Here is a 26,993-nt window from a genome sequence, read left to right on the forward strand (position 1 = left end):
GGACAGGGCAGGATGAACGGCATGGCCGAGGTCTGGACGACGCCGCACCCCACCACCCCCGTCGACGCGGTCGTCGCGCTGCCCGGGTCGAAGTCGCTCACCGCCCGGGCCCTGGTGCTGGCCGCGCTGGCCGACGGCCCCAGCCGCCTGGTGCGCCCGCTGCGCGCCCGGGACACCGACCTGATGGCCGCCGGGCTGCGCGCGCTGGGCACCCGGGTCGAGGCGGACGGGGACGACTGGCTGGTCACCCCCGGCCACCTGCGCGGCCCCGCCGACGTCGACGCCGGGCTGGCCGGCACGGTGCTGCGCTTCCTGCCCCCGGTCGCCGCGCTGGCCACCGGCCCGGTGCGGCTGGACGGCGACCCGCGGCTGCGCGAGCGCCCCAACGCCGGCCTGATCGCCGGGCTGCGCGACCTCGGCGTGCGGATCGACGACGACGGACGGGGCCGCGCCCCGTTCACCGTGCACGGCACCGGCGCGGTCCGCGGCGGCACGGTGACCGTCGACGCCAGCGAGTCCAGCCAGGTGGTCTCCGGGCTGCTGCTGGCCGCCGCCCGGTACGACCAGGGGGTCGACCTGGCCGTCGCCGGGTCGCTGCCCTCGATGCCGCACGTGGAGATGACCGTGCGCACGCTGGCCGAGCACGGCGTCGACGTCGTCCCCACCGAACGCGGCTGGCGGGTCACCCCCGGCCCGATCGCCGCCCTCGACCGGGTGGTCGAGCCCGACCTGTCCAACGCCGCCCCCTTCCTCGCGGCGGCGCTGGTCACCGGCGGGCGGGTCACCGTGCGCGACTGGCCGGCCGAGACCACCCAGCCCGGCGCCCAGCTCGACCGGCTGTTCACCGCGATGGGCGCCGAGGTGGTGAGCACCGCCGACGGGCTGCAGGTCACCGGGAGCGGCCGGATCGCGCCGCTGGAGGCCGACCTGGGCGCCGTCGGCGAGCTGACCCCGGTGCTGGCGGCGCTGTGCGCGCTGGCCGACGGACCGTCCCGGCTGACCGGCATCGCGCACCTGCGCGGGCACGAGACCGACCGGCTGCAGGCCCTGGACGAGGTGCTCACCGCGGTCGGCGCCCGGGTCGAGCAGCTCCCCGACGGCCTGGTGATCACGCCCGGCCCCGGGCGGGCCGCGCAGGTGGACTCCTACGCCGACCACCGGATGGTGCACGCGGCCGCGGTGCTGGGGCTGGCCGTCGAGGGGGTCCGGGTCAGCGACCCGGGAGCGGTGAGCAAGACGCTGCCGGACTACCGGGAGCGGTGGGCCGCACTGCTGGACCAGCCGGCGGAGGTGGGGCGTTGAGCCGCCGGATGGACAAGCGGTCCGACGAGGACGACGTGCGGGTCCGGCCGACCCGGCACGGCTCCCGCCCGCGCACCCGCACCCGGCCGGCGCACGAGGACGCCGTCCCGGGGCTGGTGATCGCCGTCGACCGCGGCCGGATGCAGGTCCGGATCGAGGGCCCGGACGGAGCGCCGGTCGAGGTCACCGCCATGCGCGCCCGGGAGCTCGGCAAGCACGGTGTGGTGGTCGGCGACCGCGTGCGCATCGTCGGCGACACCTCGGGCCGGCCGGACACCCTGGCCCGGATCGTGGTCATCGAGGACCGGACGACGTCGCTGCGCCGGACCGCCGACGACACCGACCCGACCGAGCGCATCGTGGTGGCCAACGCCGAGCTGCTGGTGGTCGTCACCTCGGTCACCGACCCCGACCCGGCGCTGGGCTTCCTGGACCGCTGCCTGGTGGCCGCCTACGCCGGCGGGCTGGCGCCGCTGCTGTGCCTGACCAAGACCGACCTGGCCAGCCCGCAGCCGCTGCTCGACCGGTACGCCGGGCTGGAGGTCGAGGCGGTGCCGATGTCGCGGGAGGCGTCGCTGGACGAGCTGCTCGAGCGGCTGACCGGGCGGATGAGCGTGCTGGTCGGCCAGTCCGGAGTCGGCAAGTCGACCCTGGTCAACCGGCTGGTGCCGGACGCCTTCCGGGCCACCGGCGACGTCAGCAAGATCGGCAAGGGCCGGCACACGTCGTCCTCGGCGGTGCTGCTGGACCTCCCCGGCGGGGGCACCGTGATCGACACCCCGGGCATCCGGTCGCTGGGGCTGGCCCACGTCACCGCGCAGGACGTCCTCGCGGCCTTCGACGACCTGGCCGAGGCCGCCGTCGACTGCCCGCCGGCCTGCGGCCACACCGCCGAGGACCCGGAGTGCGCACTGGACGCCTGGGCCGCCGCCGGCCCGCCCGCCCGCGCCGAGCGGCTGGGCAGCTTCCGCCGGCTGATCACCGCCGTCGGTCAGCTCGGCCCCGGGCACTAGGGGCGCGGGAGCCGGCCGCTAGACCAGCCGGGCCGGCAGCGCCCGCTCGACCCAGCCGCCGGCACCGTCGGGCCGGACGTGCCACGCCTGCGCACCGGGCCGGACGGTGACCGCCTCGGCGAGGGCGGCGCCGATGTAGTGCAGGCCGACGCCGTCCTCGGTCGCGTACCCACCGGGCAGGGCCCCCTCGGCCACCAACCGGCGGTAGGCATCCCGGCGCGGCAGCCCGCCGTCGTCGTCGTGCACGTTGTTGCTGAACGGCAGCAGGCCCAGCCCCTCGCCCAGCGGGGCCAGCCGGCCCCCGAGCGCGTCGGTGGGGCCGCCCACGTGCCAGCACTGGCTGCCGGCCCCGGTGCCGGCCAGCACCACCCCGGCCTCCCAGCACTCCCGCAGCACCGCGGGGAGGTCGTGGGCGCGCCAGACGGCCAGCAGGTTGACCAGGCTGCCGCCCTCGACCAGCACGACGTCCTGGGTGAGCAGGTGCTGGCGCACGTCCGGCACGCTCGGCTGCGGGAACAGCCGCAGCGTGCTGAGCGTGACGTCGCCCCGGGCGCCGAAGACCCGGTCGTACACCTCGACCGCCGTCGGGTCGTCGCCGATCGCCGTCGGCACGTAGCAGACCCGCACCGGGCCCTCAGCGGTCCGCCGGTCCCGGCCCAGCCGCAGCACGTGCTCGATGAGCGGCTGGTTGCCGCGCTCACCCGGCCGGGGCGTGAGCACCCCGGAGAAGGCGAAGACCTGCCGTTGCACGCTGCTCCCCTCGTCCCGCCGGCGCCGTGCCGGAGCCGGGTCAGTCGTCGACGCCGTGGACGTAACCACCGCTGCGCCAGTAGACCCCGGCGGCGTCCCGGGACAGCAGCCCCTCGTCGACCAGGTACCGGCGCAGGGCGGCGACGTCAGGATGCCAGGCTGCCAGCAGGGCGTTCACCTCGCGCTCCGGGTACCGGACACCGGCCTCGAACACGTGCACCAGGTACGCCAGCACCACCCGCCGCTTGCCCTGCTGGGCCGGGACGGCGACCAGCCGGCCGTCGCGCACGAACGCGCGCAGCACGGCGTCCTCGGCCGGGTCCGCCGACAGCGGCTCCGGGGCGGGCTCGCGCTCGGCGGCGGCCCGCGCCGCCCTGCCGAAGCGGTCCTGGTGCAGCGCCAGCCGGTGGCCGTCGCGGCCGACCAGTCCGCCGCGGGCGAGCCGGCGGGCCGCCAGCGCCACCTCCTGCAGGGAGAGGCCGGTGGCCTCGGCCACCTGCTCGATCGTGCCGGCGCCCAGCGCGAGCGCGGCCACCACCTTGAGCCGGACCGGGTCGGCCAGCAGCCCGGCGATCGTCCGCGCCTCCATCCCCCGACCGTATCCGGGCCGCCGGTGCAGGCATCGACGCACCGGTCGCGGGGTAGCCGACCGGCCATGGTGAGCCCGATCGACATCCAGAAGGCCCTCGGCGGCATCGAGTACCCGGCGAAGAAGGAGGACGTGGTCAAGCACGCGGAGTCCCACGGCGGCGACGGCGAGGTGCTCGAGGCGCTGAAGAACATCGGGGACGGCGAGTACGACACCCCGGCTGCGGTGGAGAAGGCGGTCTTCAACAACTGATGAAGGACCCCCTTGCCCCCCGCCACTCGCGAGCTCGCGGCGGGACCCGGCAAGGGAGCCACGGCCGATCGGCACTGGTCCCGGCCCCGCGGGGCCGGGACCAGTAGGTTCGGGTGCCATGACACCGGGACAGCGCGGCTTCACCGAGGACATGCGCCTGGCGCACGTGCTCGCCGACCAGGCCGACGCGCTCAGCCTCGACCGGTTCCGGGCGCAGGACCTCCACGTGGAGACCAAGCCCGACCTGACCCCGGTCACCGACGCCGACCGGGCGGTCGAGGAGCAGCTGCGCGCCACCCTGTCCCGGGCCCGGACGCGCGACGCGGTGCTCGGCGAGGAGTTCGGCAGCACCGGCCGGGGTGACCGGCGCTGGGTGATCGACCCCATCGACGGCACGAAGAACTTCGTCCGTGGGGTCCCGGTGTGGGCGACGCTGATCGCGCTGCTGGAGGGCGACGTGCCGGTCGTCGGGCTGGTGTCGGCACCGGCGCTCAACCGGCGCTGGTGGGCCGCCGCGGGAGTGGGTGCCTGGACCGGTCGCCGGCTGGAGAACGCGACCCGCTGCACCGTCTCGCAGGTGGCCAGCCTGGCCGACGCCAGCCTCTCCTACTCCAGCCTCTCCGGCTGGGAGGAGCAGGGCCGCCTCGAGCCCTTCCTGGACCTCACCCGCTCGGTGTGGCGGACCCGCGCCTACGGCGACTTCTGGAGCTACATGATGGTCGCGGAGGGCGCCGTCGACGTGGCCTGCGAGCCCGAGGTGTCGCTGTGGGACCTCGCCGCGCTCGACGTGATCGTGCGGGAGGCCGGCGGCAGCTTCAGCGACCTCGACGGCGCCGCGGGTCCGGCCGGCGGCAGCGCGGTCGCCAGCAACGGCGTGCTGCACGCCGACGTGCTGACGGCGCTCGCCCCCCGCTGAGGGCGAGCGCCGCCAGGGGGCGCCGTCCCGGTCAGTGCGCCGAGCCGGTGCCCCCGGAACCGCCACGACCGCCCTGGATCCGACGGCGCACGTCGTCGATCCGGGCCCGGTTCTTCGGGTCGCTCGCCAACTGCTGGGCCTTCTCCGTCGCCTGACGGATCACCTGCTTGCCCTTCGGGCTGTTCGCGAACTGCACGACCTTGTTCATGATCGACGCCATGGCGCGTCACCCCTCCCGTCGTCGGGGAGCCCGGGTGCGGGCTCCCCGCTGCTGAGCCCAACGGTGCCCGGCGGGGAGCCGTTCCACGCCTGCGCAGCCGGGATCACCCGACCGCAGCGGCCCACCGTTCCCGCGCGGCCCGCAGCTGCCGCGCCGGGCCCGGCTCCACCACCGGCCCGAGCACGCGCTGCGGGGTGAGCTCCAGCCCGACGCCGCGGCCGGCGAGCACCGCGGCGCCGGCGGCCGACGCGCTGCGCACCTGCACGTGCTGCACGGGCCGGGCCAGCGCGTCGGCGATCAGCTGCTGCAGCCCGGCGTCGCGCGCACCACCGCCGGTGAGCACGACCGGGTCGGCGCCGTCCGGCGAGGTCCCGACCAGGTCGAGGGCGGCGCCGACGGCGAACACGACCCCCTCCAGGGCGGCGCGCGCCAGGTCGGCCCGGGTGGTGTCGGCCGACAGCCCGGTCCACCCGCCCCGCGCGGCCGGGCCGGCCACCCCACCCCGCTCGCCGGTGAGGAACGGGGTGAACACGACGCCACCGGCGCCCGGCGCCGCGGTGTCCAGGCTGCCCAGCAGCGCCGGCCAGTCCAGGCCGAGCACCTCCCGCACCCACGACCAGGCCGTGCCGGCGTTCTGCAGGGCCGCCATCGCGTACCAGCCGTCGTCCGGGTCGGCGAAGCAGTGCACGACGGGGTCGGCCACCGGCCAGGGCGCCACCCCCGGGCGCAGCACCTGGGCACCGGACCCGAGGTTCACCTGGACGCCACCGCTGCCGCCCGCGGCCAGCAGCGCCAGCGGGGTGTCGGCGCCGCCGACGACGACCGGCACCTCGCCGACCGGCAGGGACGCCGTCCCGAGGACCTGCGAGCCGGGACGGACGGCGGGCAGCAACCTCTCCGGCAAGCCGGCGGCGGCCACCGCGGCGCTCGACCAGCGCTCCCCGGGGACGTCCCACAGCAGGGTGGCCGAGGCGTCGGTCCGGTCGGTGACCGCGGGATCGGCGCCGGGCAGCAGCGCGGCGCGGACCGCGTCCTTGGGCAGCAGCGCGGCCGCGGCCCGGTCCAGCAGCTGGGGCCGCTCCCCGGCGAGCCAGGCCAGCAGCGGCCCGGTCATCCCGGGCGCGAGCGGGTTGGCCAGCGCCGCCCGGTCGGCGGCCGGGAGGGAGCGCCACCGGGACAGCTCCGCGGTGGCACGCTGGTCGGGCCAGAGCAGGGCCGGTGCCAGCGGACGCCCGCCGTCGTCGACCAGCACGGCACCGTGCATCTGTCCGGAGAGGCCCAGCGCGGCCACCGAACGCCCGGCCAGCCGGCCGGCGAGGGCGGTGAGCGCCTCCTCCACGGCGCCCCGCCAGACCACGACCTCGGTCTGCGCCCAGCCCGGCTGCGGCCGGTCGACGGCATAGCCGACCTCGCTCTCGGCGACGACGGCACCGGCCGGGTCGAGGGCGGCGACCTTGAGGCCGCTGGTGCCCAGGTCGGCGCCGACGACGACGGGGTCGCTGCTCACCGCCGCATCCTGTCCACCCGCCAGCCGGGCGCGCCAGCCGGGACGGGGCTCAGCGGGCGATGAGCTCGGCAGCAGGGTGAGATTTTCTGTGCGTAAGTCGCACGACAGCGCGTGACCTCCGCTGGGTCGAGGTGCAGGTCACGACCTGCCGGTGAGAAGTTCCTCCAGCACATCGGCGAGTTCGGCGACCGGACGTCGTCCGTCGAGTTCCAGGCTGGCACCTCGGCGCAGGAGCGGCTCGACCTCGTGCAGGTAGCGGGCCATCTCGGCCTGCTGCTCGATCGTCTTGCCGTAGGGGTTGTTCTCCCGGGTGCGCACCCGCTCCAGCAGCACGTCAAGCGGCGCGCTCAGGAGGACGACATGCTCGAAGCGGTTGTAGAAGCGGCCCTGGTTGTCCACCGTGCCGGAGACGACCACCTCGGGGTGCGTGGCCAGCAGCCGGTCCATGCGCTGTTCGTCCCAAGTGCCGTCGGGAAGCTCCCAACCGCCGTAGTCGGTGTCAACGGTCGGGTGACCTCGGCGCCCCAGCTCGGCCAAGAGCGTCGACTTCCCTGCGCCTGACATCCCCGTCACCAAGACTCGCGCCATCGCGAGCACCGTAGTCAGTTGGCCGGTGAGCACATGTGGGGTCCGCGGTGAGCGCCTCCTCCGCCCCCGACGATGTCAGCACTGCTGGGGGCTTACGCGCGTCTGTCACACCTTGCTGCCGAACTCAGCGGGCGATGAGCTCGCCGGTGGACACCAGTTCGTCAGCGACCTCGCGCAGCTTCACGTTCCGCCGCTGGGAGGCGTGCGTGAGCAGGGTGAACGCCTGCTCGGCGGTGATCTTGTGGCGCTCCATGAGGATGCCCTTGGCCTGCTCGATGACCGCCCGGGACGCCATCGCCCGGCGCATGTTCGCCGCGTCGTCGAGCGCCCGCGCGGTCGCATCGGCGTTGCCCACGGCGATCGCCACGAAGGCGGCGACGGCCTGGCCCAGCGCCACGTCGGCGTCGGTGAAGGCGCTCGTCCGGGTGGCGTAGTTGTTCAGGGCACCGATCCTGGCGCCCTGGTACGGCAGCGGGATGGACATCGAACTGCGGACCCCGAGTTCGGCGGCGTGCGCCGCGTAGCCCGGCCAGCGCTCCTCGGCCCGCATGTCCCCGACCACGAAGACCTCGCCGGCCAGGCCGGCGTCCAGGCAGGGCCCGTGGCCGCGCTGGTACTGCGACTCGTCGGCGTCCATCGCGAGCTGACCGTCGAAGGCCGCGGTGAAGGCGCGCTCGCCCCGGATCAGCGTGATGGAGGTCGCCTCGGTGCCGGGGATGGCCCGGCGGGCGACGCGGACCACCTCGTCGAGGACCTCGGACAGCTCCCGGCCGGCGAGCTCGATCCTGCCCAGGGCCTGGTGCAGGTCCCACGACGCCTCGTCCATGATGGGTGACTCCCCTTCGTCGGCGGCGCCACCGGCTTGATGACCGCTGTCGAGTGGCGAGCTCGACCCGGGCAGCGTATAGCGCTCCCCGCGTCGGCCCGGTCGTCCGGTCGCAGGTCGTGAGCGGCACCACGTCCTCTGCCGTACGGGGCCCGGTCTGATGGGATGGGCAGACCCGTCGGAGGCGCGATCCGCCACCGGCCCGAGCGCCGCAGGAGACCCCGTGCAGTACGCCGAGTCCGTCGTCGAGCTGATCGGCGGCACCCCGCTGGTCCGGTTGAACAAGGTGACCGAGCACCTGGGGCCCGACGCCCCGCTGGTCCTGGCCAAGGTGGAGTACGTCAACCCCGGCGGCTCGGTGAAGGACCGGATCGCGCTGCGGATGATCGAGGAGGCGGAGGCCTCCGGAGCACTGCGGCCCGGCGGCACGATCATCGAGCCGACCAGCGGCAACACCGGCATCGGCCTGGCCCTGGTGGGGCAGCAGCGCGGCTACAAGTGCGTCTTCGTCTGCCCGGACAAGGTCAGCCAGGAGAAGATCAACGTGCTCAAGGCCTACGGGGCCGAGGTGCACGTCTGTCCGACCGCCGTCGACCCGGCCGACCCGCGCTCCTACTACTCGGTCTCCGACCGGCTGGCGAAGGAGATCCCCGGCGGCTGGAAGCCCGACCAGTACGCCAACCCGGCCAACCCGCGCTCGCACTACGAGACGACCGGCCCGGAGATCTGGACCCAGACCGAGGGCCGGGTCACCCACTTCGTCACCGGGGCCGGCACCGGGGGCACCATCTCCGGCGTGGGCCGGTACCTCAAGGAGGCCTCCGGCGGCCGGGTCCAGGTGATCGGCGCGGACCCGGAGGGCTCGGTCTACTCCGGTGGCACCGGCCGGCCCTACCTCGTCGAGGGGGTGGGCGAGGACTTCTGGCCCGAGGCCTACGACCGGACCGTCGCCGACGAGATCGTCGCCGTCTCCGACGGGGACTCCTTCGCGATGACCCGGCGGCTCGCCCGCGAGGAGGGGCTCCTGGTCGGCGGATCGTGCGGCATGGCCGTGGCCGCCGCCCTGCGGGTGGCCGAGCGGCTGACGAAGGACGACGTCCTGGTGGTGCTGCTGCCCGACGGTGGGCGCGGCTACCTGAACAAGATCTTCAACGACGAGTGGATGGCCGACTACGGCTTCCTCACCGAGGCCGGTGGCGAGACCGTCGGCGAGCTGCTCGACGCCAAGTCCGGCAGCACCCCGACCCTGGTGCACACGCACCCGAACGAGACCGTCCGCGACGCGATCGACATCCTGCGGGAGTACGGCGTCAGCCAGCTCCCCGTCGTGCGGGCCGAGCCGCCGGTCACCGCCGGCGAGGTCGTCGGCTCGGTCGCGGAGAAGGCGCTGCTCGACGCGCTGTTCGCCGGCCGGGCGACGCTGGCCGACCCGGTCGAGCGGCACATGAGCGCACCGCTGCCGATCATCGGCTCGGGTGAGCCGGTGTCCGCCGCAGTGAGCGCGCTCGGCGAGGCCGACGCCCTGCTGGTGCACGTCGACGGCAAGCCGGCCGGCGTCGTCACCCGGCAGGACGTCCTCGGCCACCTCGTCGGGCTGCCGGCGCCTACGGTGCAGTCGTGACCGGTTTCAACACGCGCGCCATCCACGCCGGGCAGGAGCCCGACCCCGCCACCGGCGCGGTCATCCCGCCGCTGCACCTGACCACCACCTACAAGCAGGACGGCGTCGGTGGGCTGCGCGGCGGCTACGAGTACAGCCGCAGCGCCAACCCCACCCGGGACACCCTGCAGACGGCGCTGGCCGCGCTCGAGCAGGGCACCCGCGGGCTGGCGTTCGCCTCCGGGCTCGCTGCCGAGGACACCCTGCTGCGCACGGTCTGCCGGCCGGGCGACTCGATCGTGCTCGGGGGCGACGCCTACGGCGGCACCTACCGGCTCATCTCCCGGGTGCTCGCACCGTGGGGCGTCGGCCACCAGCCGGTCGACCTCAACGACCTGGGCGCCGTCCGCGAGGCCGTCGCGCCGGAGACAGTGCGGGTGGTCTGGTGCGAGACGCCGAGCAACCCGCTGCTCAACGTCTCCGACATCGCGGCGCTGGCCGAGATCGCGCACGCCTCGGGGACCCTGCTCGTCGTCGACAACACCTTCGCGAGCCCCTACCTCCAACAGCCGCTGACGCTGGGCGCTGACGTCGTCGTGCACTCCACGACGAAGTACCTGGGCGGTCACTCCGACATCGTCGGCGGCGCGCTGGTGGTCGCCGACGACGATCTCGGTGAGCGGCTTGCCTACCACCAGAACGCGATGGGTGCGGTCAACGGCCCCTTCGACGCCTGGCTGGTGCTGCGCAGCCTGAAGACCCTCGGCGTCCGGATGGACCGGCACAGCGCGAACGCCGGGCGGATCGCCGAGTGGCTGCTGGAGCACCCGGCGGTGGGCGACGTGCTGTACCCGGGGCTGCCGCAGCACCGCAACCACGAGATCGCGGCGAAGCAGATGTCCGGCTTCGGCGGGATGATCTCGTTCCGGCTGAAGGCCGGCGAGGAGGCGGCGCTGCGGGTGTGCGAGCGCGCGCAGCTGTTCACCCTGGCCGAGTCCCTCGGCGGCGTGGAGTCGCTGATCGAGCACCCGCACCGGATGACGCACGCCAGCGCCGCGGGTTCGCCGCTGGAGGTGCCGGCCGACCTGGTGCGCCTGTCGGTGGGCATCGAGGACGTGGACGACCTGCTCGCCGACCTGGACCAGGCACTGGCCTGACGTGAGCGCCGTCCGCGGTACCGGCGCGGTGACCGCGGACGGCTGCCCGGTCGAGGTCTACCGGGGACTGCCTGCGCTCGGCGAGCCGGGGCTCGTGCACTCATGGGCGGGGCCCGGTGCGAGTGTGCTCGACCTCGGGGCGGGGGCCGGCCGGATCGCCGACCCCCTCGTCGACCTCGGGCACGACGTGCTTGCCGTCGACGACTCCGCCGACATGCTGGCGCACGTGCGGCGGGCGCGGATCCACCAGGCCGAGATCACGGGTCTGGACCTGGAGGAGCGGTTCGGCGTCGTGCTGCTGGCCAGCCACCTGGTCAACACACCGGACGACGGCCTGCGGCACGGCCTGTTGGCGGCCGCAGGGCGGCACTTGTCCCCCACCGGTCGGCTGCTCGCCCAGTGGCACCCGCCGGCATGGTTCGACGGGCTGCGCACCGGCGAGGTGCACGACGGGCAGGTCGGTGCCGCCGACTCCCGGTTCACCGTCGCCGCACTCGCCGACGGACTGCTGACCGGCGAGGTGACGTACACGATCGACGGGGCCAGCTGGCGGCACCCCTTCCGGGCCCGCCGACTGGCGTTCGTCGACCTCGACGCCGCCTTGGCCCGCGCCGGACTGCAACGGGTCGAGCTGACCCCTTCTGACCCGGACTGGTTCGGCGCCGTCCGCGCCTGACGCGACGTGGCCCCGTGGTGCGTTCATCGTCGGTTCCCCGACCAGAGACCGACGACGAGCGCACAACGGCGGGTCAGCGCGGGGCGGTGAGGATGCGCGGGCCGTCCTCCGTGACCGCGACCGTGTGCTCGACGTGGGCGGCGCGGCTGCCGTCGGCGCTGCGCAGCGTCCAGCCGTCGGCGTCGACCCGGTAGTCGTCGCTGCCGCCGGCCAGGAACCACGGCTCGATCGCGATCACCAGGCCGGCCCGCAGCGGCAGCCCGCGGCCGGGCCGGCCCTCGTTGGGCACGTGCGGCGCCTCGTGCATGGTGCGGCCGACCCCGTGCCCGCCCTGGTCGGTGTTGATCCCGCACCCACCGGCCCGCCCGACGGCACCGATGGCGGCGGAGATGTCACCGACCTTGTTGCCGACGACGGCGGCGGCGATGCCCGCCTCCAGTGCCCGAGTGGTCGTGTCGACCAGCACGAGGTCCTCGGGGCGCGGCGTGCCGATCGGGTAGGTCCGCGCCGCGTCGCCCACCCAGCCGTCCAGCGTCGCGCCGGCGTCGACGCTGAGCAGGTCGCCGTCCGCCAGCTCCTGGGCGGTGGGGATGCCGTGCAGCGCCACGTCGTTGACCGACAGGCAGAGCACGCCGGGGAACGGCGGCGTGGTCGACAGCGGGGCGTAGCCCAGGAACGGCGACGTCGCCCCGGCGTCGGCGAGGACGTCGCGGGCGATCGCGTCCAGCTCGGTCAGCCGGACACCCGGGGCCGCCGCCGCCTGCACCGCCGCGTGCATGTCGGCGACCACCGCGCCGGCGGCGCGCATGGCGTCGATCTCCCCCGGCGTCCGCAGCTCGATCATCTGGAGTTCCTTCCGGTATTGGTATCCCGGTATTACTATCACGGCCATGGTTCGCCCGCCGCTGACCCTCGAGGAGCGTGAGCGCGGCCGCCGGCTGGGGGCGCTGCTCCGCGAGGCCCGGGGCGACCGCTCCCCCGCCGAGGTCGCCGCTGCCTCCGGGGTGAGCCCGGAGGCGTTGCGGAAGATCGAGTCCGGCCGGGTGCCGACGCCGGCGTTCTTCACCGTCGCCGCGCTGGCCGGCGCCCTCGACCTGCCGCTCGACACCCTCATCGCGGCGCTGCAGTCCCCGGCCGAGGGTGCCGCGCTCACCGCCTGACTGCTCGGGTAGACCTGGGGCGTGCACCGCGTCAGCGTCGTCATCGCCACCCGCGACCGGCGGGAGTCCCTGCTGCGGTCACTCGCGCACCTCGATGTCGGCGGGCAGCCGATCGTGGTGGTCGACAACGCGTCGTCCGACGGCACTGGAGCGGCCGTCCGTGAGACGCACCCGCGGGTCGGCGTCGTGGAGCTACCGGCGAACGCCGGCGCGGTCGCCCGCACCGACGGCGTCCGGCGGGCGACCACGCCCTACGTGGCCTTCGCCGACGACGACTCGTGGTGGGAGCCCGGGGCGCTGCAGCGGGCCGCCGAGCTGCTCGACGCCCACCCGCAGGTCGCGGTGCTGGTCGGCCGCGTCCGCTTGGCCGCGGACGGCTCCGACGACCGGGTGTCGGTCAAGCACCGGGCCGCCGTGCTGGGCCGCTCCCCCGGCGCACCCGGCCCGGACGTGCTCAGCTTCCCGGCCTTCGCCGCCGTCGTCCGCCGGGACGCCTACCTGGCCGTGGGCGGGTTCTCCCCGTTCCTGTTCTTCGGCGGCGAGGAGCACCTGCTCGCCTTCGACCTGGCCGCTGCCGGCTGGCTGCTCGCCTACGCCGACGACGTCGTCGCCTGGCACGACCCGGCCGGCCCGGACCAGCCCTCCCCGCAGCGGTGGGCGCTGCAGACCCGCAACGACGTGCTGGTCGACTGGCTGCGCCGGCCGCTGCCGGTGGCCCTCGCCTCCACCGCCCGGCTGGCCCGCCGCTCCCTGCGCGAGCCGGCCGCCCGCTCGGCGCTGGCCGGTGTGCTGCGGCGGCTGCCTGCCGCCCTGCGGCAGCGCCGGCCGGTGCCCGCCGAGCTGGAGCGGCGGTTCGCCGCCGCCCAGCGCCCCCTCAGCCCTGCAGCTGGCGGGTGAACCAGTCGCGGGCGGCCGCGTTGCCCTCGGCGCCGCGCCGCTGGGCCTCCGCGATCTCGCCGGTCAGCGTGCCCGAGAGAGCGTGCTCCAAGGCCGCGTCCAGCGTCACCGGGTCGATCTCGCCGGCCCGCAGCACGACCGGCCAGCCCAGCGACGCCGCCTGGGCGCTCACCTTCGCGCCCCCGACGATCGAGTCACAGGCGATCACCGGCGTCCCGTGCGCCAGTCCCAGGACCAGCGCGTGCAACCGCATGCTGAGCACCACGTCGGCCCGCCGGATCAGCGCCTCGACCTGGGAGGGGAAGCGTTCGTGCGGCTTCTCGAACAGATCCATGGTGAGCTCGAACCACGGGATCGCCCGGGCACCGAGCCAGCCCTCGATCGCCGCCCGCACCTCCCCGGCCCGGCTGCGGTCGCCGTACTCCTCCTGCGGCGGGGCGAAGGCCACGGCGATCACCGGGACGTCGGGCGTGGTCGTGCCGATCGCGAGGTCGGGCCGGGCGATGCCGGGGGCGTCGCGCTCCCAGACCCGGTCGAACAGCGCACGGCCGGCGTCGGAGACCACCGAGACGTTCACCGCCCAGCGCTGGGCCCCGGCGAAGGCGCTGGTCAGCTCGCGCAGCAGCGGGGTGTCCGACACCGGCCCGCTGACGAAGACCAGGTGCGTGTACTGCGCCGGGTCGACGTCACGCCAGTGCGGACCTCGCTGCAGGTAGGGCGCCCACGCCACGTCGTGGTCGACCCCGAGCTCACGGAGCCACCCGGTGACGACATCGGCCCCCAGCTCGTCACCGATGGTCGCGATGACCTCGTCGAAACTGAACCACCCGGCGACCAGGACGCGCATGCCCCCACCTTCTCAGGCGGCCCCGCCCTGGTTGCAGCCGGTCAGGACTCGGCGGCGACCAGGTCCCGGTACTCGGGGTGCCGCTCGATCCAGCCACGCACGAACGAGCACATCGGGACGACGGTCTGCCCCTTGCTGCGGACGTCGTCCAGCGCGGCCCGGACCAGCGTGCTGCCCAGCCCCGAGTTCTCCTCGCCGCTGTCGACCTCGGTGTGGGTGAACACCACCTGGTCGCCGCGACGCTGGTAGGCGGCGAGGCCCAGCAGGCGATCGCCGTCGCGGATCTCGTAGCGGCTGTCCTCGGGGGCGTCAGTGACGGTCGTCTCCATGCCCGGGACCAACTCCCCTGGCCGTGGTGCTGTTCCCCGGGGACGGCCCCCTTGCCGGGGCCCGCCGCGAGCTCGCGAGCGGTGGGGGGCAAGGGGGCCCTTCATCAGGACAGCCGGCGCGCCGCGGGGCCGGAGGTGACGGTGAGCGTGCCCGGCTCGGTGAGGCCCTGCTCGCGGCAGGCGGCGACGACGGCGTCGCTGACCGCCTGCGCGTCGCCGGGGTGGATCAGCGCGATCGCCGAGCCGCCGAACCCGCCGCCGACCATCCGTGCCCCCAGCGCGCCTGCCCCGCGGGCGGCCTCGACGACGACGTCGAGCTCCACCGCCGAGACCTCGTAGTCGTCGCGCAGCGAGGTGTGCGAGGCGTCCAGCAGCGGCCCGATCTCGGCCACCCGGCCGGCCCGGACCAGCTCGACGACCCGGTCGACCCGCTGGTTCTCCCCCACGACGTGCCGGGTGCGCGCCCGCAACCGCGCGTCGGTCAGCCGGTCGACGTCGGCCTCGGTGGCGTCGGAGAGCCACTCCAGGCCGAGCTGCCGGGCCGCCTCGTCGCAGTCGGCGCGCCGCTGGGCGTACTGACCGTCGGCGAGCGTGTGCTTCACCCGGGTGTCGATGACCATCAGCTCCAGCCCGGCCTCGGCGAGTCCGAGCTGCACGGGCTCGGTGCGGAAGTCGCGGGTGTGGATGAGCAGGGCCGAGCCCTCCTCGGCCAGCAGGGCGACGGTCTGGTCCATGCCGCCGGTGCCGGCGCCGACCACCTCGTTCTCCGCCCGGATGGCGGCCTGCACCAGCAGGTGGCGCAGCTCGGACGAGTCGGCCCGGCCGGCCAGCTCGGCCGCCGCGATCGCCACCGCGGCCTCCAGCGACGCGGAGCTGGACAGGCCCGCGCCCAGCGGCACGTCGCTGCTGACCGCCAGGTCCAGGCCCGGGACGTCGATCCCGGCCTGCTGCACCGCCCACAGGGTGCCCGCGGCGTAGCCGACCCAGCCCTCGACCTGACCCGGGCCCAGCGCGGCGAGCGTGCCCTCGAACGCCGGTGCCTCCGGGTCGGTGCTGATCAGCCGGACGACGTCGTCGTCCCGGCGGCGTGCGGCCGCGGCGGTGACCCGGGTCAGCGCCATCGGCAGGCAGCGGCCGCCGTTGTAGTCGACGTGCTCACCGATCAGGTTCACCCGGCCGGGCGCGGTCCAGACGCCGTCCGGCTCGACGGCGAAGGCGTCCCGGAGGGCCGTCACCGCGAGGTCGGCCTGCTCGTGGGTGGTCACGAGGCCACCTCGCGCAGCCGGTCGGCGATCCGCTCCGGCGTCGTGTCGTTGATCCAGGCGCCCATGCCCGACTCCGAGCCGGCCAGGTACTTCAGCTTGCCCGGCGCGCGCAGCAGCGAGAACAGCTGCAGGTGCAGCCGGCCGAGGTCGCGGTCCTCGCCGGTGGGCGCCTGGTGCCAGCCGGCGATGTAGGGCACCCGGTCGACACCGGGGTGGAACCGGTCGACCCGGCGCAGCAGCTCCTGGTAGACCACGGCCAGCTCGGCCTTCTCCGCGTCGTCCAGCGCCGCCAGGTCGGGGACGTCCCGGTGCGGGGCCAGGTGCACCTCCACCGGCCAGCGGGCGGCGCGGGGCACGTAGGCGGTCCAGTGCTCACCGGCCAGCACGACCCGCCGGCCCGCGGCCTGCTCGGCGTGCAGCACGTCGGCCAGCAGGTTGCCGCCGGTCGCCGCACGGTGTCGGCGCGCCTGCTCGACCAGCTGGCCGGCGCGCGGCGGGAGGAACGGGTAGGCGTAGATCTGCCCGTGCGGGTGGGTCAGCGTGACGCCGATCTCCTGGCCGCGGTTCTCGAAGACGAACACCTGGGCGATGCGCGGGTCGGCCGAGTGAGCCGCGGTCCGCTGCGCCCAGGCCTCCACCACGGTGCGCATCCGCCGGGCCGGCAGGTCGACGACGGAGGCCTCGTGGTCGCTGGAGAAGACCACGACGTCGCAGTGGCCGTACGCCGGCCCGTCGGCCGGGCCGAACGGCGGCGGGGCGGCGTCCGGGCCGACGGTCTCCGGCGCGAAGCTGGGGAACCGGTTGGCGAAGACGACGACGTCGTACTCGCTGTCGGGCACCTCGCTGGGGCGGGCCGGGTCGCGGGTGGGGTCGAGCGGGCAGTCCGCGGCCGCGGGCAGGAACGTCCGGTTCATCCGGTGGCCGGCGATGGTCACCCATTCCCCGGTGAGCACGTCGTAGCGCACCTCACCGGCGTGCGGGGACTCCTCGAGCGGTCGCTGGTCGACGGCCTCGTGCACGGGCCCGGCCCGGCGCTCGTCGTCGAAGTAGAGGATCGGGCGACCGTCGGCGAGCGTCCGCTCGGTCACCTGTCCGGTCCAGCTCTGCGGCGCCTCTGGCGACCCCGGTCCCATCGACTGCGTCCTCTCCGTCCCGGGCGGCCACCGGAGCCCGGGGAACCGGGTCGGCGCCGCCACACAGACCGAAGGCCCGGTCACCAGAACGGTGACCGGGCCTCCGGGTTGGTAGCGGGGACAGGATTTGAACCTGTGACCTCTGGGTTATGAGCCCAGCGAGCTACCGAGCTGCTCCACCCCGCGTCGGTGAGAACAGATTACCCCACCTCGCGACCGAGTGCGAACCGGGGGTCCCCGACCCGGCCGGAGCCCCGGGTCGACGAACCCGGCCCGCACATGACGGAGGGCCGGTCACCTGACGGTGACCGGCCCTCCGGACGAGTAGCGGGGGCAGGATTTGAACCTGCGACCTCTGGGTTATGAGCCCAGCGAGCTACCGAGCTGCTCCACCCCGCGTCGGTAGGACAACCATACCCCACGTCCCCGCGGCCCTGCCGAGGGGGGCTGCGCGGCACCCGAGGGCACCGCGCAGCTCCACCCGTCAGTCGGCCGGCGCGGCCGCCCCGGCGGCCTGCGCCGCCTGGTAGGCCTCGACCGCCGCCTGCAGGTCCGCCTGCGCCTGGCCGATCGCCGCGAAGTCGGCGTTGCGCTGGGCGTCCGCCAGCGCATCGATCGCCGCGTCGATGTCCGCCAGGGCGGACTCGACGGTCGCCGAACCGCCGTCGTCCTCCGCCGGCGGGCCGGCGCCCGGATCCGCCGGTTCCTCGGGTGCGGGCGCGTCGCCACCGGCCCCGTCGCTGTCCGGGGCGGCCTCCCCGGCGCCCTCACCGAAGACCTGGGTCAGCGCCTCGGCCAGGGTGTTCGCGTAGCCGATCCGGTCCTGGTAGTTCACCAGCACCTTCTGCAGCAGCGGGAACCCGCCGGCGCCGGTGCCCTGCACGTAGAGGGGTTCCACGTACACGAGCCCGGCGTCCCCGATGGGCAGCGTCAGCAGGTTGCCGAACACCGGCTCCGAGTTGTCGCTCTCGAACAAGGTGAGGTCCGGGCGCACCTGGTTGTTCGACCTGAAGGCGTTCTGCACCTGCAGCGGACCGCGGTAGGGCGTGTTGCCCGGCAGCCGCAGCACCTGGATCTCGCCGTAGGTCTCCGGCGCCGACGAGGCCGAGATGAACGCCGACAGGTTGTCCCGGTTGAAGGCGTTGAGCGCGCTGGTCAGCTGGAAGCTGGCCTGCTCGTCGCCCGGCCGCTGCGCCAGGATGTAGTACGGCGGCTGGGCCTCCTCCACCTCCCGGGTCGGATCGTTCGGCACCTGCCAGCGGTCGTTCTGGTTGTAGAAGTCGATCGGGTTGGCCACGTGGTACCGGGTCAGCACGTCCCGCTGGAGCTTGAACAGGTCCTCCGGGTACCGGACGTGGCTGATCAGCTCCTGCGACATCTCGCTGCGCGGCTGCACGGTGCCCGGGAAGGCCTTCATGTAGGTGGCGAGGACCGGGTCGTCCTCCTCCCACGCGTAGAGCGTGACCGTGCCGTCGTAGGCGTCGACGGTCGCCTTGACCGAGTTGCGGATGTAGTTGAACTGCTGGTCGGGCAGGGCCGTGGTGCCGACGCCGGTCAGCGCGTCGGTGGCCGCCTCGCCCAGCGACATCTGCTCGGCGTACGGGTAGGCGTCCGACGTCGTGTAGCCGTCGAGGATCCACTGCACCCGGCCGTCGATCACCGCCGGATAGGGGTCGCCGTCCACGGTGAGGAAGGGCGCGGCCTTCTCCACCCGCTGCAGCGGGTCACGGACGTAGAGCACCCTCGACTCGTCGTTGACCGCATCGGAGAGCAGGAAGTTCCGCTCGCGGTAGAAGATCGCGAAGGTCAGCTGGCGGAAGAAGCTGCCGATCGACACCCCGCCCTCACCGTCGTAGGTGGAGTTGATCTCGCGCTCGTCCGAGCCCCCCTCGGGCAGGTCGAACTCGCGCGGCTCGTCCGTGCCGCCCACCACCGAGTAGACGTCCTGCCCGCCGACGTTCATCAGCTCGCCGTAGTAGATGCGGGCCTGGTCGACGTCGATGTCACCGGTGGTCGGCAGGTTGCCGGTGGTGAAGTCCGGCTCGCCGCCCTCTTGCCCGGCGACGACCTGGTTGGCCGGGGCGGCCACGAAGCCGTTGCCGTGGGTGTAGACGGTGTGCCGGTTGATCCAGCTGCTCTGGTTCTCGCTCAGCCCCGCCTGGTCCAGCTCGCGGACGGCGACCACGTAGTCCTGCAGCTCGCCGTCGACGGTGTACCGGTCGATGTCCAGCTTCTCCGGGAAGCCGTAGACGTTGCGGATCTGCTGGCGGGCGGTGAACGTCGCGGAGAGGACGTTCGGGTCGAGCAGTCGGGCGTTGGAGATCGTCGGGGAGTCGGCCAGCTCCGCCAGCGCCGCCTCGGTGTCGGCGTTGTCGGTGACGTCGGCCTCACCGGCGTCACCGCCGGTGGTCTGGTCCTGGGCGTAGGGGACGTACTCGACGTCGCCGAGACCGTAGGCGTCCAGCGTCGACTCGATGGCGCGTTCGGTGTACTCCTGCTCGCGCTGGTCGGCCGAGGGCCGGACGACGAACTGCTGCACGATGGCCGGGTAGGCCACCCCGATCACCAGGCTGGCCACCAGCAGCAGCACCAGCGCGGCAGCCGGCAGCAGGGTGTTGCGCACCAGGATGTTGGCGAAGAAGGCGATGGCGCAGATCGCCGCCACGAAGACCAGGATGTTCTTCGCCGGCAGCAGCGCGTTCACGTCGGTGTAGGAGGCGCCGGTGAAGAAGTCGCCGCGGTTGGAGTAGACCAGCCCGTAGCGGTCCAGCCAGTAGGCGACCGCCTTCAGCGCGACGAACAGCCCGACCAGCACCGACAGCTGCACGCGGGCGGCGCCGCTGAGCTTCTGCCCCGGCGTCTGCAGCCGCAGGCCGCCGAAGACGTAGTGGGTGAGCACCGAGCCGATCAGCGCCAGCAGCACGATCGCGAACCCGAAGCCCAGCGCCAGCCGGTAGAAGGGGTAGTCGAAGACGAAGAACGAGATGTCCAGGCCGAACTGGGGGTCGACCCGGCCGAAGTCGGTCGCGTTGCGGAACTCCAGCCAGGTGCGCCAGCTGCCCTGCGCGGTGAGACCGGCGAAGAGGCCCAGCACCACGGCCAGGGCGGTCAGCAGCGTCTTGCGGCGCGGCTCGACCGACTGCCGGTAGCGCTCGAGGTTCTGCTGCTCCAGCGACATCGGCCGGAAGGTGGGCCGGAAGCGGTAGGCCAGGTGGACGGCCAGCGCGACCAGGCCGCCGGTGGCGACGCCCGCCACGGCGAACAGCAGCGCGCGGGTCTGGACCTCGGTCCAGAAGACCTCGGTGAAGTCGGTCTCGTCGAACCAGAGGTAGTCGACGTAGACGTTGGTCAGGGTGCCGGTGACGGTGAACAGCACCAGCAGGACGGCGACGACGCCGATGACCAGCTTGGCGCGCCGGGACAGCGTCGGCACCGGCACGGGGGGCCGCATGGCCACGGTCGGTCTCCTGTCTGTTGCGACGTTCTCGAAGAGCGGTGTTCTCGAGGAAGGGCTTGTCCGGGACCGGCTCGGCGCCGGTTCCAGGTCCGACCGTAGGGGCACCGGCAGCACCCGTGGGGCACCGGACACTCCTGGGTCGCATCCTCAACTGCTGCCGACCGCGCGGGGTTCCCGAGGCCCTCGGGAGGAGAAGGGTCGACGGTCGCCGCTGCCCGCGGTCAGCAGGGGTCGGGGGTGACGCCGGCCCGCAGGTCGGCCAGCGCCTGGAGCGCGTCGTCCAGGGTGGCCACCTCGGCCATCGGGAGACCGGGCTGGGCGTTGGCCAGCGCCTCGGCGCAGTTGGCGCTGGGCACCAGGAACAGCTCGGCACCGATCTCCCGGGCGGACACCAGCTTCAGCGGGATGCCGCCGATGGGCCCCACCGTGCCGTCGACGTCGATCGTCCCGGTGCCCGCCACCACGGCGCCGCCGGTGAGGTCGGTGTCCCCCACCAGGTCGATGATGCCGAGGCTGAGCATCAGGCCGGCCGACGGGCCACCGACGTCGTCCACCCGGATCTCCACGTCGAACGGCGCGTACGGGGTCTCCAGCACGCTGATGCCCAGCGCGGACCCCTCCCCCTCGGGGGCGGCGACCGTCGTGACGGTGCCGCTGGCGGCCTCGCCGAGCCGGGTGTAGTCGACCACGACCTCGGTGCCCGGCGGGATCGCGCCGAGCACCTCGGCGAGCGTCTCGAAGTCCGGGGTCGGCGTCCCGTCGACGGCCTGGACGGCGTCGCCGGCCTGCAGCGTCCCCTCCGCCGGCGAGCCGTCGATCAGCCCCTGGACGACGACCTCCTCCGGGTACCCCAGCTCCCCCAGGGCCGCGCCGCGGGCGGCCTGCTCGGAGGTGAGGAAGGCCTGCCGGTTCTGCTGGCGGGTCTCCTCCTCCGACTGGCCCGACGGGTACACCTGCTCGCGGGGCACCACGGTGACCTCGTCGTCGAACCAGCCCTGCACCGCACCGACCAGCGTCAGCGGCCCCGAGGGGACGCCGACGGTGGTCAGGTTCAGGTTGCCGGAGGTCTCGTTCGCCTCCCGGCCGGTCACGCTGATGATCGGCGTGCCGTCGATCTCGCCGAGCGTGTTGTACGTCGGCCCGGGCACCTGCGCGACGTAGGGCACCGGCAGCAGCGAGCCGAGGGCGCCGAACACGAGCAGCAACACCGACCCGGCGACCAGCACGGTGGTCCGACGGCTCACGTCTCCTCCTCGTCCGGCGCGACCACCGACCCTGGGCGCCTGTCGAACGGCGAGAGTAGGTGACCTGCCTGTCGTCGGCCGCGGAGCGCGCTCCGCCGAGAGCGCAACGCCCGGTCGCCGGGGAGGGCCCGCAGGCGCGCTGCGGACCGCCGTCCGCGTCTACGGTGGGGTCATGAGTGATCTCCCGTTCGGCTTCGGCGTCCCCGACCGCGACCCCGAGCGCCGGGGCGAGTCCGGCGGCCCGGGCGGCTCCGGCGGTGGCCCGGCCGGGAACGACCCGTTCGGCCTGGGGGCCCTCTTCGGCGCCGCCGGCGGCCCGGCCGACCTGATGGGCAAGATGCCGCTGTTCGCCGAGCTGCAGAAGCTGATGAACTGGTCCGGCGGCCCGGTGAACTGGGACCTGGCGCGGCAGGGGGCGATCAGCCAGCTGGCCCCGGGCCACCAGCCCACCTCCGCCGGTGAGCGTTCCGCGGTCACCGAGGCGCTCCGCCTGGCCGACCTCTGGCTGGACCAGGTCACCGAGCTGCCCTCGGGCGTCGACCGCGGCCTGGCCTGGTCGCGCGTGGAGTGGGTGGAGCAGACCCTGCCCGCGTGGGCCGCGCTCATCGACCCGCTGGCCGAGCGGGTGGTGGCCGCCATGACCAGCGCCCTGCCCGCCGAGGCCGCCTCGATCGCCGGCCCGCTGGCCGGGATCATGGGGCAGATGGGCGGCGTCATGTTCGGCGCCCAGGTCGGCCAGGCGCTGGCCCGCCTCGCCGACGAGGTCACCACCAGCACCGACGTCGGGCTGCCCCTGGGCCCGCAGGGCGCCGGCGTGCTGGTGCCGCAGAACGTCGCCGCCTTCGGCGCCGGACTGGACCGTCCCGAGGACGAGGTCCGGCTCTTCCTCGCGCTGCGCGAGGCCGCCCACCAGCGGCTGTTCGCGCACGTCCCGTGGCTGCGCCAGCAGCTCACCGACGCCGTGCACGCCTACGCCCGGGGCATCCACGTCGACCGCGAGGCGATCGAGCGGAGCATCCAGGACGCCATGGGCGGCATGGAGGGCGGCCTGGACCCCAGCGATCCGGAGAGCATCCAGCGGCTGCTGGGCAGCGGGGTGCTGGAGCCGGAGGAGACCCCCGAACAGCAGATGGCCCTGCGTCGGCTGGAGACCCTGCTGGCCCTGGTCGAGGGCTGGGTGGACAGCGTGGTCGCTGCCGCGGCCGCCGAGCGGCTGCCCGGGCACTCCGCGCTGGCCGAGACGATGCGCCGTCGCCGGGCCTCCGGTGGCCCGGCCGAGCAGACCTTCGCCACCCTGGTCGGGCTGGAGCTGCGCCCGCGCCGGCTGCGCGACGCCAGCACGGTGTGGGGCGCCATGGCCCAGCAGCACGGCAGCGGGGAGCGTGACCGGCTCTGGTCGCACCCGGACTTGCTGCCGACGTCGGACGACCTGGACGAGCCGCTGGACTTCGTCGCCCGCCAGGGCGCGGCAGATCCCTTCGCCGAGCTCACCGACGGGGTTGGCGGGCAGGACCGGGACGCGGCTCCCGACGGCGGCGACGAGCCGGGCGCCGGGGACGGCGACACCCCCCGCAGCTGACAGAGCAGCCCCGGCCGCGAGCGCGGCGACGTGCTGGAACGGCCCCGCCGCAGGTGCCCGCCGCGAGCGTGCGAGCGGTGGGGGTCGGCCCCGTCCCGAGGCTCGCCCCGAGCCTGCGAGGGGTGAGGAGGACGGGGTCCTTCCACCTTCTTCAGTCGATGGCGCCGGGCTCCAGGTCGTCGTCGGGCGCGGCGGGCGAGGTGCGCCCGCCGTGCTCGACGCCCTCGAGGAACCCCAGCGCCCGCTCGGCCCGCGGATAGGCGTGCACGAGCGCCCAGAACCGCTGGTCGTGGTTGGGCTCGAGCAGGTGGGCGAGTTCGTGGACGAGCACGTAGTCCACGACGAACTCCGGCATGCCCCGCAGCCGGCTGGACAGCCGGATCGTGCGGTCGGCCGGGGTGCACGACCCCCACCGCCGGTTCTGGTTGTCGACCCAGCGCACGCTGGCCGGGACGGCCCGTCCGCCCAGGTGGGCCTCGGCGAGCTGCCGGGCGCGGGCCATCAGGTCGTCGTCCGAGCCGAGGGTGCGCTTGCGCCGCTCCTCGCGGGTCTGCAGCTTGGCCACCATCTGGTCCACCCAGCGGCGCTCCTCGGCCGCGGTGAACGCGGCCGGGATCAGCACGACGGTGCGGCCGTTCTCCCGGTAGGCGGTCACGGTGCGCCGACGCCGAGCGCTGCGGCGCACCTCGACGGGCCCGCTCATCGCGGTCAGCGCCGGAGCGGCGGAGGTCGAGGCGGCCGCGCGGCGCTCGGGTCGCTGGTGCACGGACGCACGGTAGCCGTCGGCAGCGGGTGCGCCCAGCCGGCCGACACCCGGTGGTGGACAGGTCCACACGGTCAGTGGACAGGCACCGCCCGCGGGTCCCCCGAACGGTGGAACGACTTTCCGTCCTCCACAGCCCGGGGAGGACGTCGGTGCAGGTGGACGGCCCGCCGGCCCCCTTGCCCCCGGGCTGCCCACGGACCGTTCCCCCGGCAGTGCACAGCGACACCCCGCCGGGTCCCCACCGTGTCCACAGCGCCGTCCACAGGGTGTGGGCGAGCTGCGTTGACGGTGCCCCCGGCGGACCCTAACGTCGCTGGCGACGAGGCCCCCGGGGAATCGCCGGTCTGCACGGGGAAGGCAGATCGGGGTGCACCCGGGGGTCTCGTGACGTCCGTGCCTGTGGACGACGCCGGCGCCGCGGTGGCCGCCGCTGGCACCCTCCTGCCGGTGACCGAGACCCCGCACCCTCTGCTCCCCGCCACCACCCCGGTGACGTGCCCGGACGACGGCACGGTGCAGGTGGGCGGGGTCGACGGGCGCGACGGTGTGCGGGTGTGGCCGGCGGGCCCCGAGCTCGCCCGGCTGCTCGCCGGCGTCGACGGCCGGCGACCCGAACGCACGCTGCGCGGCGACTGGTCCGCGGCCGGGCTCGCGGACGACGTCGTCGCGGACCTGCTGGCCGGGCTGCGGGGCGCCGGGCTGCTGCACGACGTCACCGCCGGCGACCTGCTGGCCACCGACCCCGGCCCCGCGGCCGCCGCCCGCGCCGGGCTGGAGCTGCCCACGGTCGCCGCGGGCGGCTGGCGGATCCGGCGGCAGAGCGCCGTGGTCGTCGACGGCGCGACCCGGGTCGGCACCCCGCTCGCGGCCCTGCTGGCCGCCAGCGGCGTGGGCCGGGTCTCCGTCCGCGACCGTGGCCTGACCACGGCCGGGGACCCGGTCGTCGGCGGTGTCGCCACCGGCGACGAGGGCCGGCCGCGGGTGCTGGCGGCCGCCGATGCGGTCCGGCGTGCCAGCCCGCTGACCGACCTGCGCCCGCTCCCTCCGGAACAGCGCCCCGACCTGGTGGTGCTGTGCCGCCCCTGGGCGGCCGTCGACCCGCTGACCGCCGCACTGCACCGCGACGGGCTGCCGCACCTGATCGCGACGGTGCGCGGGGACACCGGGGTGGTCGGTCCCCTGGTGGTCCCGGGCGCGAGCAGCTGCCTGCGCTGCGCCGACGCGTGGCGCCGGGACGACGACCCTGCCTGGCCGGCCGTCGCCGCCCAGCTCGCTGCCGCGGACCCCGGACCGGCCGGCAGCACGCTCACCTGCCTGGCCACCGCGGTGACCGCCGCCGTGCAGGCGCTCGCCCACCTCGACGGCGGCGACCGGGCCCCGGGAGTGCTGGGCGCCGCGCTGGAGCTGCGGCCACCGTCGCTCGAACCCCGGCTGCGACGCTGGCCCGCGCACCCGGACTGCGGCTGCGGGGCCGCGGCACAGGGCGGAGGAACGGCGGAGAGGGGACAATGGAGTGGTGAGTGACACCGGGCGGGACATCCCACGGGGGGCGGTGTCCCGAACGGCCCGGCTGGCAGCCCTGCCGCTCGGTGCCGCCGGGCGGGCCACCCTCGGCATCGGCAAGCGGCTCTCCGGCCGGCCGGCCGAGGAGGTCGACGCCGAGCTCCAGCAGCGCACCGCGGAGCAGCTCTTCGCCGTCCTCGGGCAGCTGAAGGGCGGTGCGATGAAGCTCGGCCAGCAGCTGTCGATCTTCGAGGCCGCCGTGCCCGACGAGATGGCCGGACCCTACCGCGAGGCCCTGGTCAAGCTGCAGGAGGCGGCGCCGCCGATGCCGGTGCGCACCGTGCACGCGGTGCTTGCCCAGCAGCTGGGTGGCCGGTGGCGCGAGCGCTTCCGGGAGTTCGACGACACCCCGGCCGCGGCGGCCAGCATCGGCCAGGTCCACCGGGCGACCTGGCGCGACGGCCGGGACGTCGCGGTCAAGATCCAGTACCCGGGCGCTGGGACGGCCCTGATGGCCGACCTCAACCAGCTCGCGCGCTTCGCCCGGTTGTTCGCGGTGCTGTTCCCGGGCATGGAGGTCAAGCCGCTGATCGCCGAGCTCAAGGCCCGGGCGGAGGAGGAGCTGGACTACGGCCTGGAGGCCGACGCCCAGCGTGGCTTCGCCGCCGCCTACGCCGACGACGACCAGATCGTCATCCCGAGGGTCGTGGCCAGCGCGCCGAAGGTGATCGTCTCGGAGTGGCTCGAGGGCACCCCGCTGTCCCGGGTCATCGCCGGGGGCAGCCGCGAGCAGCGCGACCGCGCCGGCCTGCTCATGGCGGTGCTGCACTTCTCCGGTCCGCAGCGGGCCGGGTTGCTGCACGCCGACCCGCACCCGGGCAACTACCGGCTGCTGCCCGACGGCCGGCTGGGGGTCATCGACTTCGGTGCCACGGCCCGGCTGCCCGGGGGGCTCCCCGAGCCGATCGGCCGCCTGGTGCGCTGGGCGCTGGCGGGTCGGGCCGAGGACGTGCTGGCCGACCTGCGCACCGAGGGGTTCGTGCGGCCGAACGTCGAGGTCGACGCCCAGAGCGTGCTCGACTTCGTGCTGCCGTTCCTGGAGCCGATCGCGGTGCCGTCCTTCCAGTTCACGCGCGCGTGGATGCAGGAGCAGGCCGTGCGGATCGGGGATCCGCGCAGCGACGCCAGCCGGCTGGGGCGCCAGCTGAACCTGCCGCCGGCCTACCTGCTGATCCACCGGGTGACCATCGGGTCGATCGGCGTCCTCTGCCAGCTCGACGCGCAGGCGCCCTACCGGGGCGTGTGCGAGGAGTGGTTGCCGGGCTTCGCCGGCTGAGCCACCGGCCCCCGCGGGCCCGGGCGCGGAGGCGGAGGTCCGCCGCCGCACCCGGGCGGAGCAGGGGTGACCGGAGCGGGC

The 26,993-nt window shown here is 74.8% G+C and carries 26 protein-coding genes and 2 tRNA genes; 12 read left to right on the forward strand and 16 right to left on the reverse strand.

The genetic code is table 11. The features are described from left to right. Window positions 1–21 precede the first annotated feature (21 nt). Together aroA and rsgA are read left to right on the forward strand one after the other, a co-directional pair. Window positions 22–1,302 carry a 3-phosphoshikimate 1-carboxyvinyltransferase gene (gene aroA / locus ACI795_RS15675; RefSeq protein ID WP_457076462.1) on the forward strand — a complete coding sequence of 427 codons (1,281 nt, stop codon included), beginning with the start codon at window positions 22–24 and terminating at the stop codon, window positions 1,300–1,302. Next, the gene (gene rsgA / locus ACI795_RS15680; protein WP_457076463.1) at window positions 1,299–2,315 is read left to right on the forward strand and encodes a ribosome small subunit-dependent GTPase A; all 1,017 of its coding nucleotides are present in this window, start codon (window positions 1,299–1,301) and stop codon (window positions 2,313–2,315) included. Before aroA ends, rsgA begins: the two co-directional genes overlap by 4 nt. Window positions 2,316–2,333: 18 nt before the next feature. Here rsgA and ACI795_RS15685 read toward each other — a convergent pair whose 3' ends face one another. Continuing rightward, the gene (locus ACI795_RS15685) at window positions 2,334–3,065 is read right to left on the reverse strand and encodes a Type 1 glutamine amidotransferase-like domain-containing protein (RefSeq protein WP_457076464.1); all 732 of its coding nucleotides are present in this window, start codon (window positions 3,063–3,065) and stop codon (window positions 2,334–2,336) included. Window positions 3,066–3,105: 40 nt separating this feature from the next. Then, entirely contained in the window at window positions 3,106–3,654 is a 549-nt protein-coding gene (locus ACI795_RS15690; RefSeq protein WP_457076465.1) for a DUF2087 domain-containing protein, read from the reverse strand. Between the two features lie 66 nt (window positions 3,655–3,720). On the opposite strand from ACI795_RS15690, the gene ACI795_RS15695 reads away from it, so the two are divergent. Together ACI795_RS15695 and hisN are read left to right on the forward strand one after the other, a co-directional pair. Then, the gene (locus tag ACI795_RS15695) at window positions 3,721–3,906 is read left to right on the forward strand and encodes a DUF2795 domain-containing protein (RefSeq protein WP_457076466.1); all 186 of its coding nucleotides are present in this window, start codon (window positions 3,721–3,723) and stop codon (window positions 3,904–3,906) included. 118 nt (window positions 3,907–4,024) lie between these two features. Beyond that, the gene (gene hisN / locus ACI795_RS15700) at window positions 4,025–4,822 is read left to right on the forward strand and encodes a histidinol-phosphatase (RefSeq protein ID WP_457076467.1); all 798 of its coding nucleotides are present in this window, start codon (window positions 4,025–4,027) and stop codon (window positions 4,820–4,822) included. Window positions 4,823–4,853: 31 nt separating this feature from the next. On the opposite strand, the gene ACI795_RS15705 is transcribed toward hisN, so the two are convergent. The 4 genes from ACI795_RS15705 to ACI795_RS15720 form a co-directional block, all read right to left on the reverse strand. After that, entirely contained in the window at window positions 4,854–5,042 is a 189-nt protein-coding gene (locus ACI795_RS15705; protein WP_457076468.1) for a hypothetical protein, read from the reverse strand. Between the two features lie 103 nt (window positions 5,043–5,145). Further along, window positions 5,146–6,549 (reverse strand): FGGY family carbohydrate kinase, encoded by a 1,404-nt coding sequence (locus tag ACI795_RS15710; RefSeq protein WP_457076469.1) that lies wholly within the window; start codon window positions 6,547–6,549, stop codon window positions 5,146–5,148. Between the two features lie 138 nt (window positions 6,550–6,687). Continuing rightward, complete coding sequence (locus ACI795_RS15715; protein ID WP_457076470.1) at window positions 6,688–7,137, reverse strand: AAA family ATPase; 450 nt, start codon at window positions 7,135–7,137, stop codon at window positions 6,688–6,690. Window positions 7,138–7,261: 124 nt separating this feature from the next. Further along, window positions 7,262–7,963, reverse strand: coding sequence for a GAF and ANTAR domain-containing protein (locus ACI795_RS15720; protein ID WP_457076471.1), 702 nt, complete (start codon window positions 7,961–7,963; stop codon window positions 7,262–7,264). Between the two features lie 223 nt (window positions 7,964–8,186). On the opposite strand from ACI795_RS15720, the gene ACI795_RS15725 reads away from it, so the two are divergent. Genes ACI795_RS15725 through ACI795_RS15735 form a run of 3 tightly spaced genes read left to right on the forward strand, consistent with a single transcriptional unit; the run spans window position 8,187 to window position 11,396 of the window. Continuing rightward, window positions 8,187–9,584 carry a cystathionine beta-synthase gene (locus ACI795_RS15725; protein ID WP_457076472.1) on the forward strand — a complete coding sequence of 466 codons (1,398 nt, stop codon included), beginning with the start codon at window positions 8,187–8,189 and terminating at the stop codon, window positions 9,582–9,584. After that, on the forward strand, window positions 9,581–10,720 hold the full coding sequence (locus ACI795_RS15730) for a cystathionine gamma-synthase (RefSeq protein WP_457076473.1): 1,140 nt from the start codon (window positions 9,581–9,583) through the stop codon (window positions 10,718–10,720). Before ACI795_RS15725 ends, ACI795_RS15730 begins: the two co-directional genes overlap by 4 nt. A 1-nt stretch (window position 10,721) precedes the next feature. Further along, entirely contained in the window at window positions 10,722–11,396 is a 675-nt protein-coding gene (locus tag ACI795_RS15735; protein ID WP_457076474.1) for a class I SAM-dependent methyltransferase, read from the forward strand. Between the two features lie 73 nt (window positions 11,397–11,469). Here the strand turns inward: ACI795_RS15735 and map are convergent, their stop codons facing one another. Continuing rightward, a complete protein-coding gene (gene map, locus ACI795_RS15740; protein WP_457076475.1) occupies window positions 11,470–12,240 on the reverse strand; it encodes a type I methionyl aminopeptidase in 771 nt (256 codons plus the stop codon). Window positions 12,241–12,286: 46 nt separating this feature from the next. Here map and ACI795_RS15745 point away from each other — a divergent pair, with 46 nt between their 5' ends. Together ACI795_RS15745 and ACI795_RS15750 are read left to right on the forward strand one after the other, a co-directional pair. Continuing rightward, the gene (locus tag ACI795_RS15745) at window positions 12,287–12,556 is read left to right on the forward strand and encodes a helix-turn-helix domain-containing protein (RefSeq protein WP_457076476.1); all 270 of its coding nucleotides are present in this window, start codon (window positions 12,287–12,289) and stop codon (window positions 12,554–12,556) included. A gap of 21 nt (window positions 12,557–12,577) precedes the next feature. Further along, window positions 12,578–13,453: a glycosyltransferase family 2 protein gene (locus ACI795_RS15750; protein ID WP_457076477.1), complete on the forward strand. Its 876-nt coding sequence runs from the start codon at window positions 12,578–12,580 to the stop codon at window positions 13,451–13,453. On the opposite strand, the gene ACI795_RS15755 is transcribed toward ACI795_RS15750, so the two are convergent. From ACI795_RS15755 to ACI795_RS15790, 8 genes are all read right to left on the reverse strand, one after another. Beyond that, on the reverse strand, window positions 13,431–14,300 hold the full coding sequence (locus ACI795_RS15755) for a polysaccharide pyruvyl transferase family protein (protein WP_457076478.1): 870 nt from the start codon (window positions 14,298–14,300) through the stop codon (window positions 13,431–13,433). The two genes, ACI795_RS15750 and ACI795_RS15755, sit on opposite strands and share 23 nt — an antisense overlap. A gap of 41 nt (window positions 14,301–14,341) precedes the next feature. Further along, on the reverse strand, window positions 14,342–14,629 hold the full coding sequence (locus ACI795_RS15760) for a GNAT family N-acetyltransferase (protein ID WP_457076479.1): 288 nt from the start codon (window positions 14,627–14,629) through the stop codon (window positions 14,342–14,344). A 104-nt stretch (window positions 14,630–14,733) separates the two neighbouring features. Then, on the reverse strand, window positions 14,734–15,894 hold the full coding sequence (gene galK, locus ACI795_RS15765) for a galactokinase (RefSeq protein WP_457076480.1): 1,161 nt from the start codon (window positions 15,892–15,894) through the stop codon (window positions 14,734–14,736). Continuing rightward, complete coding sequence (galT, locus tag ACI795_RS15770) at window positions 15,891–16,982, reverse strand: galactose-1-phosphate uridylyltransferase (RefSeq protein WP_457076481.1); 1,092 nt, start codon at window positions 16,980–16,982, stop codon at window positions 15,891–15,893. Before galT ends, galK begins: the two co-directional genes overlap by 4 nt. A 154-nt stretch (window positions 16,983–17,136) precedes the next feature. Then, window positions 17,137–17,213 (reverse strand) — tRNA-Met (locus ACI795_RS15775). Between the two features lie 139 nt (window positions 17,214–17,352). After that, window positions 17,353–17,426: transfer RNA gene (locus ACI795_RS15780), tRNA-Met, on the reverse strand. An 85-nt stretch (window positions 17,427–17,511) separates the two neighbouring features. Next, entirely contained in the window at window positions 17,512–20,478 is a 2,967-nt protein-coding gene (locus tag ACI795_RS15785; protein ID WP_457076514.1) for a UPF0182 family membrane protein, read from the reverse strand. A 227-nt stretch (window positions 20,479–20,705) separates the two neighbouring features. Beyond that, window positions 20,706–21,728 carry a YlbL family protein gene (locus ACI795_RS15790; protein WP_457076482.1) on the reverse strand — a complete coding sequence of 341 codons (1,023 nt, stop codon included), beginning with the start codon at window positions 21,726–21,728 and terminating at the stop codon, window positions 20,706–20,708. Between the two features lie 172 nt (window positions 21,729–21,900). Here ACI795_RS15790 and ACI795_RS15795 point away from each other — a divergent pair, with 172 nt between their 5' ends. After that, a complete protein-coding gene (locus ACI795_RS15795) occupies window positions 21,901–23,307 on the forward strand; it encodes a zinc-dependent metalloprotease (protein ID WP_457076483.1) in 1,407 nt (468 codons plus the stop codon). Window positions 23,308–23,458: 151 nt separating this feature from the next. Here the strand turns inward: ACI795_RS15795 and ACI795_RS15800 are convergent, their stop codons facing one another. After that, a complete protein-coding gene (locus tag ACI795_RS15800) occupies window positions 23,459–24,073 on the reverse strand; it encodes a M48 metallopeptidase family protein (RefSeq protein ID WP_457076484.1) in 615 nt (204 codons plus the stop codon). A gap of 447 nt (window positions 24,074–24,520) precedes the next feature. Here ACI795_RS15800 and ACI795_RS15805 point away from each other — a divergent pair, with 447 nt between their 5' ends. Together ACI795_RS15805 and ACI795_RS15810 are read left to right on the forward strand one after the other, a co-directional pair. Then, window positions 24,521–25,597, forward strand: coding sequence for a ThiF family adenylyltransferase (locus ACI795_RS15805; protein ID WP_457076485.1), 1,077 nt, complete (start codon window positions 24,521–24,523; stop codon window positions 25,595–25,597). Beyond that, on the forward strand, window positions 25,590–26,912 hold the full coding sequence (locus ACI795_RS15810; protein WP_457076486.1) for an ABC1 kinase family protein: 1,323 nt from the start codon (window positions 25,590–25,592) through the stop codon (window positions 26,910–26,912). Before ACI795_RS15805 ends, ACI795_RS15810 begins: the two co-directional genes overlap by 8 nt. Window positions 26,913–26,993: the final 81 nt, after the last annotated feature.

It is taken from the genome of Modestobacter sp. SYSU DS0290, from assembly GCF_054050955.1.

Excerpts from the sequence above, each read along its gene's own strand:
- ACI795_RS15785 (WP_457076514.1), bottom strand. The coding sequence starts at position 20,478 with ATGCGGCCCCCCGTGCCGGTGCCGACGCTGTCCCGGCGCGCCAAGCTG.
- ACI795_RS15720 (WP_457076471.1), bottom strand. The coding sequence starts at position 7,963 with ATGGACGAGGCGTCGTGGGACCTGCACCAGGCCCTGGGCAGGATCGAG.
- ACI795_RS15760 (WP_457076479.1), bottom strand. The coding sequence starts at position 14,629 with ATGGAGACGACCGTCACTGACGCCCCCGAGGACAGCCGCTACGAGATC.
- ACI795_RS15690 (WP_457076465.1), bottom strand. The coding sequence starts at position 3,654 with ATGGAGGCGCGGACGATCGCCGGGCTGCTGGCCGACCCGGTCCGGCTC.
- ACI795_RS15715 (WP_457076470.1), bottom strand. The coding sequence starts at position 7,137 with ATGGCGCGAGTCTTGGTGACGGGGATGTCAGGCGCAGGGAAGTCGACG.
- ACI795_RS15705 (WP_457076468.1), bottom strand. The coding sequence starts at position 5,042 with ATGGCGTCGATCATGAACAAGGTCGTGCAGTTCGCGAACAGCCCGAAG.
- ACI795_RS15695 (WP_457076466.1), top strand. The coding sequence starts at position 3,721 with ATGGTGAGCCCGATCGACATCCAGAAGGCCCTCGGCGGCATCGAGTAC.
- ACI795_RS15745 (WP_457076476.1), top strand. The coding sequence starts at position 12,287 with ATGGTTCGCCCGCCGCTGACCCTCGAGGAGCGTGAGCGCGGCCGCCGG.
- ACI795_RS15795 (WP_457076483.1), top strand. The coding sequence starts at position 21,901 with ATGAGTGATCTCCCGTTCGGCTTCGGCGTCCCCGACCGCGACCCCGAG.
- map (WP_457076475.1), bottom strand. The coding sequence starts at position 12,240 with ATGATCGAGCTGCGGACGCCGGGGGAGATCGACGCCATGCGCGCCGCC.
- aroA (WP_457076462.1), top strand. The coding sequence starts at position 22 with ATGGCCGAGGTCTGGACGACGCCGCACCCCACCACCCCCGTCGACGCG.
- hisN (WP_457076467.1), top strand. The coding sequence starts at position 4,025 with ATGACACCGGGACAGCGCGGCTTCACCGAGGACATGCGCCTGGCGCAC.
- ACI795_RS15755 (WP_457076478.1), bottom strand. The coding sequence starts at position 14,300 with ATGCGCGTCCTGGTCGCCGGGTGGTTCAGTTTCGACGAGGTCATCGCG.